Source organism: uncultured Abyssibacter sp., from assembly GCF_964000955.1.
Classification (GTDB): domain Bacteria; phylum Pseudomonadota; class Gammaproteobacteria; order Nevskiales; family OUC007; genus Abyssibacter.
Window position 1 is genome coordinate 1 of record NZ_CAXFCL010000078.1, and the last position, 7,525, is coordinate 7,525.

The window sequence follows — 7,525 nt, forward strand, 5'->3', positions numbered from 1 at the left end:
ACATGGTAGGCGCCGATGTGCTGGGTGATTCCGCCCGCCTCGCCAGCGGCGACACGCGACTTGCGGATGTAATCCAGCAACGAAGTCTTGCCGTGGTCGACGTGCCCCATGATGGTCACGACCGGCGGACGTGGCTGCTTCTCGATCGAGTCGTCGGACGCACCGACCGCACCCTGAATCAGCGATTCCTCGCGATCCGCCTCGCTGGTGCGTTTGACGGTGTGGCCCATTTCCTCGACCAGCAGGGTCGCGGTGTCCTGGTCCAGCACCTGGTTGATGGTCGCCATCTCGCCCATCTTCATCATGTCGCGGATGAGATCGGTGGCCTTGATCGCCATGCGCTGAGCCAGATCACCGACGGTAATGGCTTCCGGCACTTCGATTTCGCGGATCACCGGTGCGGTGGGCTTGGCGAACCCGTGCTCGGTCTTCACCTTCACGCGCGACGGCGAGCGTCCGGACTTGCGACGACGACCTGCCTTGCCCTTGGCGACATGCAGTTCCTCGCGGCGGCGCTGTTCCTCTTCCTTCTTGTTCCGCTGCTGCTGGGTCGGTGGCGGCGCCTTCGCTGCGCGACGGAGATTCTCCGCGGCACGGCGGCGCGCGGCTTCCAGTTCGCCTCGAGCCAGTTCGTCGGCGATGACGCGACGCTTGGGACTACCGTCCTCGGCCTTGTCGTCGGCGGCAGCCGGTTCGGCCGCCTCTGCGGCCGGCGCTTCTTCAGCCGGGGTTTCCTCGGCCGGCTTCTCGGCGGCTACTTCGGGCGTCTCGTCCTCGGCCGGCTTGGGTTCGGCCTTCGCCTCTTCCTTGGCTTGCGCCTCGGCTTCGGCGGCAGCGGCCTTTTCGGCTTCCGCCTTCTCGGCGGCCAGACGCGCCGCCTCTTCGGCCTCGGCCTGTGCCTCGGCAGCAGCCTTTTCCTCGGCCGCGCGCTGTTCGGCGGCTTCCGCCTCCAGCCGTGCCTTTTCCTCTTCGGCCTGACGTGCCTGCGCCTCATGCTCGGCCGCAGCGGCGTTCTCCGCTTCGGGATCACGACGCACGAACGTCCGACGCTTGCGCACCTCCACGTTCACCGTGCGCGCGGGCGAACCTCGCTGGCCCGTGACCTTGAGCTGGCTACGCTTGCGCGACGGCACGGAGATGCGCTTGTCAGCGGAAGTCGACAACTTCACCGAGCCCGAGCCAGTCCGCAGATGACGCAGCAACTGCAGCTTGTCCTCGTCGGAAATCGCGGAGTCGGCGCTCGTGGCCTTGATCCCGGCATCCGCAAGTTTGGTCAGCAGCGCATCGACGGCGATGCCGACTTCCTTGGCCAGGTCCTGGACTGTCATATCAGCCATTCGAGTCCTCTCAATTCAAATCGTGGATGGGGTGGAGTTGCGATCGGGTTCAGTCCGCCGCAGCTTCCTCATCCTCAAACCAGTGGGCGCGTGCAGCCATGATCAATTCGGCCGATTTCGCTTCCGTCAGGCCACCAAGACCCGCGATCTCGTCGGTCGCGGCTTCGGCCAGTTCCTCGCGATTGGTGAAACCCTCGGCGGCCAGCGCGTAGGCAATCACCTCGGTCATGCCGGGCAGGCTGACGAGATCCTCGGCCGGCTGGGCCTTGTCGCCCTCGCCGCCACCGATGGCGCGGGACAGCAACACGTTGCGGGCCCGGTTGCGCAATTCCTCGGCAATGCCCTCGTCGAATTCCTCGATCTGCGTCAGCTCCTCGGCCGGCACATAGGCGATTTCCTCGATCGAGGTGAAGCCTTCCTGCACGAGAATGACGGCGACTTCCTCGTCGACGTCAAGCTGATTGCGGAACAGTTCGATCAGCCGCTCGGCCTCGTCCTCGCCCTTGCTCTCGGCGTCCTCGATCGTCATCACGTTCAGCGTCCAGCCGGTCAGCTCGGAGGCCAGACGCACGTTCTGACCGCCTCGGCCGATGGCCTGCGCCAGCTTCTCGCCGTCAACGGCAACGTCCATGGCGTGCGAGTCCTCGTCCATGATGATGGACGCGACATCGGCGGGTGCCATCGCATTGATGACGAACTGCGCCGGGTTGTCGTCCCAGAGCACGATGTCCACGCGCTCGCCGGCCAGTTCGTTGGACACGCTCTGCACGCGCGAGCCGCGCATGCCCACGCAGGCGCCGACCGGATCAATGCGCTTGTCCTTCGCCAGCACGGCCACTTTCGCCCGCAGGCCAGGATCACGCGCCGCACCCTTGACGTCGATCAGGCCCTGACCGATTTCCGGCACTTCCATGCGGAACAGCTCAATCAGGAATTCCGGCCGCGTGCGGCTCACGAACAACTGCGGGCCACGCGGCTCGGGGCGCACGTCATAAAGGAATCCGCGCACGCGGTCACCCGGACGCATCGGCTCGCGCGGAATCAGCTGGTCGCGCGGGATGATCGCCTCGGCATTACCGCCCAGGTCCATGATCACCGCGCCACGCTCCATGCGCTTGACCAGACCGGTGATCAACTCGCCGACGCGATCCTGATAGGCCTCGACCACCTGCGCCCGCTCGGCTTCGCGCACCTTCTGCACGATGACCTGCTTGGCGGCCTGCGCGGCGATGCGGCCGAACTCGACCGATTCCATCGGCTCCTCGACGAAGTCGCCGACCTCGATACCGTCATACTGCTTCTGCGCATCGGACAACCGCAGCGAACGCGACTCGGCGATGAACACGGGACCTTCGTAGTCCTCGTCCGCCTCGTCCGCCAGCGGCGCGTCATCCGGAACGACCTCCCAGCGACGGAAGGTGCTGTAGGCACCGGTCTGGCGGTTCACCTCGACACGGGCGTCGATGTCCTCGGCGTTCTTTTTCCGGGTCGCGGACGCCAGCGCCATTTCGATGGCTTCGAAAATGATGTCCTTTTCGACGCCCTTCTCATTGGACACCGCGTCGACCACGAGCAGTACGTTCTTGTTCATTTCACCCGCCATTGTCAGGACTCTTCCACCTATATCTCCGGCACCAGACGCGCCGACTCAATATCGCGCAACGCAAAACGATGCGACGTCCCATCCACCAGCATCTCGATCTCGCCGTCCGCCCGGGCGGTCAGCACACCGCGGAACCGCTTGCGGCCCTCGATGCTGTCGACCAGACGCAGCTTGATCTCCGACCCGGTGAAGGCATCGAAATGCTCCGGCTTGACCAGCGGCCGATCCAGCCCCGGCGACGACACCTCCAGGGTGTAGTGCCCGGAAATCGGATCCTCGACATCCATCAGCGCACTGACCTCACGGCTCACGCGCTCGCAGTCCTCGACAACGATCCCGTCCGGATGATCGATGTACAGACGCATCAACTGGTCACCGTCTCCAGCGGCGAGCTGCAACCACACGAGCTCGTAGCCGAGTGACTCGACGACCGGCTCGATCAGTGCTGTCAGTTCCCGCTGCAAAATTCGCGTTGCTCCTCAAGAATAAAAAAGCCCCGATCGGTCGGGGCTCCCTTATCCGGTCCGCTCGCCGGGTGACCGTTCAACCAGCCCGCCCGGCGATACAATTCGTTCAGACGTCGGCGTGGGCGCAATCGATCACGCCCTCTCGGCTCATGGCCAACGCCCCGCATGAGGCGCGGAATTATAGGGATGACCGCCTTGACACTCAAGGTGTCATTCACCACCCGTCCATGAACCAGCCGCAAAAATTCCAACGGAACCGACCCGAATATGTGCGCTGCAACAAACCTCACCCTCCCCCGCGCGGATGACCAACTTGAGTGACAGGACGGCGGGATGGCGCTTCTGGGTCGATCGCGGTGGCACGTTCACCGATGTTGTTGCCGTCGACCCGGAGGGCGTCCAGCGCCACTGCAAGCTCCTTTCCCGCGATCCCGGCCACTACGAGGACGCCACGGTGGAGGCCATCCGCCGGTGTCTGAGCGTCAAGCGTGGCGCACCGATTCCCGCGGAACGCATTGTCGAGCTACGCGTAGGCACCACGGTGGCGACCAACGCCTTGCTGGAGCGGTCTGGCAGCCGGACCGCGTTGCTGATCACCGCCGGTTTCGGCGACCTGCCGATCATCGGCGATCAGCGCCGGCCCGAGTTGTTCGCCCTGAACATCCACCGCGAGCCGCCACTGGCGGCACGGCATTTCGAAATCACCGAACGCCTGGACGCGCGAGGCGCCGTGCTCCATCCGCTGGATGAAGCCTCGGTCCACGACGCCCTGCGCCGCGCGCGTGAAGCCGGTTGCGAGGCGGTGGCCATTGCCTTCGTTCACGCGACCGTGGACGGTCGCCACGAACATCGCACCGCCGAGATCGCCGCAGAGTACGGTTTCGAGGAAGTCGTCTGCTCACATGCGGTCTCGCCGCTGCCCGGCTTTCTGGAGCGGATGCAGACCGCAACCGCCGAGGCCTATCTGCAGGCAGCCGTGTCGGCCTACGCGGATGGCCTCCGCCAGGCGCTGCCCGGCGTGACGATCCGCTTCATGCAATCGAGCGGATCACTGGTCGACGCCGATCGCTTTCGGGCCCGCCATGCCCTGCTGTCCGGCCCGGCGGGCGGCGTGGTCGGCGCGGTCAGGACCGGGGAGCGGCTTGGCCTGCAACAGATCATCGGATTCGACATGGGTGGCACATCCACCGATGTATTCCACTTTGCCGGTCGCATCGAGCGCGTCGACGACACCCGGGTCGCCGGCGTGAATGTGCGCAGTCCCAGCGTGCAGCTGCACACCGTGGCCGCCGGCGGCGGATCACGACTCCTGTCCCGTGACGGCCGGGCGGTGGTTGGTCCGGAATCGGCCGGCGCGCACCCGGGACCAGCCTGCTACGGCCGCGGCGGCCCGCCAGCGGTGACCGATGCCAACCTTCTGCTGGGGCGGCTACGCCCCGAACGGTTTCCGGCCGTGTTCGGTCCCGACGCGCAACACCCCCTTAACCTCGACGCATCACGCTCGGCTCTGAAAGTACTGGGGAACAGCTTGCACGGCACCGGGAGTGCATCGCCGCTGGAAGCGCTGGCTTACGGCTATCTGGAAATCGCCACCGAGAACATGGCGAACGCGATCCGTCGCATCACCGTCGAGCAGGGCATCGACACCGAGCACTACACACTGACCGCGTTTGGCGGTGCCGGTGGTCAGATGGCCTGCCTGGTCGCCGAGGCACTGGACCTGTCGGACGTCTTCATCCCCGATGCCGCCGGCGTGCTGTCAGCGCTGGGGATCGGCCTGTCCGAACTCTCGAACCTCCAGCAAATTGCCGTTGACCGCTTGCTGGGCGACTGCGACCCGGCAACGCTGGAAAGCGGAATCGACACTGCCGCCGCGCAGGCGCGCGAGGCGCTGGAGGCGCAAGGCGTCCCGGCCACCCGGATTCACATCGAAACCCAGGCTGATCTGCAATTCGATAGCTCGGACACGACGCTCACGGTCCCATTTCGCAGACTCACGGAACTGGAGCCTTCATTCCTGGACCGCCACCGGCAGGTGTTCGGGTTCGCCGACGAGGCACGAGCGATTCGCCTGCGTTCGATCACCGTCGAGGCCGCCGGCGGCGGTCACACGCTGGCGGCAGGCAGCATCGGAACCGCGGACGACTGGAGCGATGGACGCATCCGCTTCTGGGCGAAAGCGGACGGACACCTGGCCGAACGGGATGCCCGACTCATCGCCCGAGAACGCATGACCGACGGACGGCAGGTCCAGGGGCCGGCGCTGATCACCGAGCCCAACAGCACCATCGTGGTCGAACCCGGCTGGACCGCCACCCGCGTACCGGGCGGCCTGCGCCTGCGGCGCTCCGCCACGGTGAAACGGCTGAATCGTGACGACGCGGGAATCGCCGACCCGGTACGGCTGGAAATCATTCACAACCGGCTGATGGCCATTGCCGAGCAAATGGGTGAGGCGCTGCGCCGCACGGCGCATTCGGTGAACGTGCGGGAGCGCATGGATTTTTCCTGCGCGATCTACACCGCCGACGGCGAGCTGGTGGCCAACGCACCGCATATTCCGGTTCATCTGGGGTCGATGGGCGCAGCGGTCCAGTCCCTGCTGGAGCGTCATCGCACCGCGCTGACACCCGGCAGCGCCTGGCTGCTGAACAATCCGTACCTCGGCGGCACGCATCTGCCCGATCTGACGGTCGTCGCGCCCCGCTTCGATGCGAACAACCGGCTGGTGCAGTTGGTGGCCGCCCGCGCCCATCACGCCGACGTCGGCGGCATCACGCCCGGCTCGATGCCGGCCGAGAGTTATGTGCTGGACGAGGAAGGCATCGTCTTCGACGGGCTTTGCATCGTCGATGCATCGGGTTTCCGCGAAGACGCGATCCGAGCCCACCTTGCCCAGAACCCCCGCCCCGCACGCCAGCCGGACCTCAATCTGGTCGACCTGCGGGCGCAGGTCGCCGCCTGTCGTCAGGGCATCGCCGGCCTCGAACAACTCGACGGCCAGTTCGGGGCGGAGCCGACCCAGCGCTATCTCCAGCACATTCTTTCCCACGCCGCGGACTGTGTGCGGGCGCTGATCCCTGGCATGAAGCCCGGCCATGGCGAGGTGACACTGGACGATGGGACGCCGATCCGGGTAACGCTGCGGCCGGACGCGGAGTCACGACGGCTGGTACTGGATTTCACCGGCACCGGTGCACAGCATCCGGGCAACCGCAACGCCCCGGCGGCGATCACCCGAGCCGCGGTCCTCTACGTGCTGCGCTGCCTGCTGGACCGGCCCATCCCGTTGAACGACGGCTGTCTGCGCCCGGTCGAGCTCATCCTGCCAAAGTCCTGTCTGCTCAACCCCGAGCCGCCGGCAGCCGTCGTGGCCGGCAACGTGGAAACCTCGCAGGCCGTCGTCAACGCGCTGCTGGAAGCATTCGATGCCTGCGCCCACGCGCAGGGCACGATGAACAACCTGAGCTTCGGGAACGCGACGGAGCAGTACTACGAAACCATCTGCGGAGGTGCGGGCGCCGGAGAGCGATTCGACGGTACCGACGCGGTGCAGACGCACATGACCAACTCGCGAATGACCGACGTCGAAACCCTGGAGCGGCGTCACTCGGTGCGCGTCGACAGCTTCGGGATCCGGCGTGGCTCCGGAGGTGCGGGCCGCCACCCGGGCGGCTGTGGAGCCATTCGCCGGCTAACCCTGCTGACGCCGATGGAAATCAGTGTGCTCAGTTCGCAGCGTGCCCGCGCCCCCCGGGGTTTGCATGGAGGCCAGGATGGCGCGGCGGGCGTGAACACGCTGATACGCCGGACCGGCGAGCGTCGCGACCTGGGTGCGCAGGCTCGTGTCGAGGTAGAGGCAGGCGACCGGATCGAGATTCTTACACCGGGTGGCGGGGGCTGGGGCTGGGGCGAGTCTTCACGCTGAGCCCGCCCGCGAGGCGGCAACCGGGATCAGAATTCACATGAGTCATGTGACCGATCTATCTGACCTGAAACGAAAAAACCCTGCCAGAGGCAGGGCTTTCGTATTCGGTTGGTAGCGGGGGCAGGATTCGAACCTGCGACCTTCGGGTTATGAGCCCGACGAGCTGCCTGGCTGCTCCACCCCGCACCAG

4 protein-coding genes and 1 tRNA gene are annotated in these 7,525 nt (G+C 66.1%); 1 reads left to right on the plus strand and 4 read right to left on the minus strand.

Annotated elements, in window-relative coordinates; genetic code table 11:
- From ABNS06_RS03565 to rimP, 3 genes are all read right to left on the minus strand, one after another.
- Window positions 1-1,337 (minus strand): translation initiation factor IF-2 N-terminal domain-containing protein (locus ABNS06_RS03565; protein WP_348672611.1); only part of this gene is annotated, 1,337 nt, incomplete at its 3' end.
- Between the two features lie 49 nt (window positions 1,338-1,386).
- Window positions 1,387-2,928 (minus strand): transcription termination factor NusA, encoded by a 1,542-nt coding sequence (gene nusA, locus ABNS06_RS03570; RefSeq protein WP_348672612.1) that lies wholly within the window; start codon window positions 2,926-2,928, stop codon window positions 1,387-1,389.
- A 29-nt stretch (window positions 2,929-2,957) separates the two neighbouring features.
- Window positions 2,958-3,404 (minus strand): ribosome maturation factor RimP, encoded by a 447-nt coding sequence (rimP, locus tag ABNS06_RS03575; RefSeq protein ID WP_348672614.1) that lies wholly within the window; start codon window positions 3,402-3,404, stop codon window positions 2,958-2,960.
- Window positions 3,405-3,720: 316 nt separating this feature from the next.
- On the opposite strand from rimP, the gene ABNS06_RS03580 reads away from it, so the two are divergent.
- The gene (locus ABNS06_RS03580) at window positions 3,721-7,335 is read left to right on the plus strand and encodes a hydantoinase B/oxoprolinase family protein (RefSeq protein WP_348672615.1); all 3,615 of its coding nucleotides are present in this window, start codon (window positions 3,721-3,723) and stop codon (window positions 7,333-7,335) included.
- Between the two features lie 109 nt (window positions 7,336-7,444).
- Here ABNS06_RS03580 and ABNS06_RS03585 read toward each other — a convergent pair.
- A tRNA-Met gene (locus tag ABNS06_RS03585) sits at window positions 7,445-7,521 on the minus strand.
- Window positions 7,522-7,525: the final 4 nt, after the last annotated feature.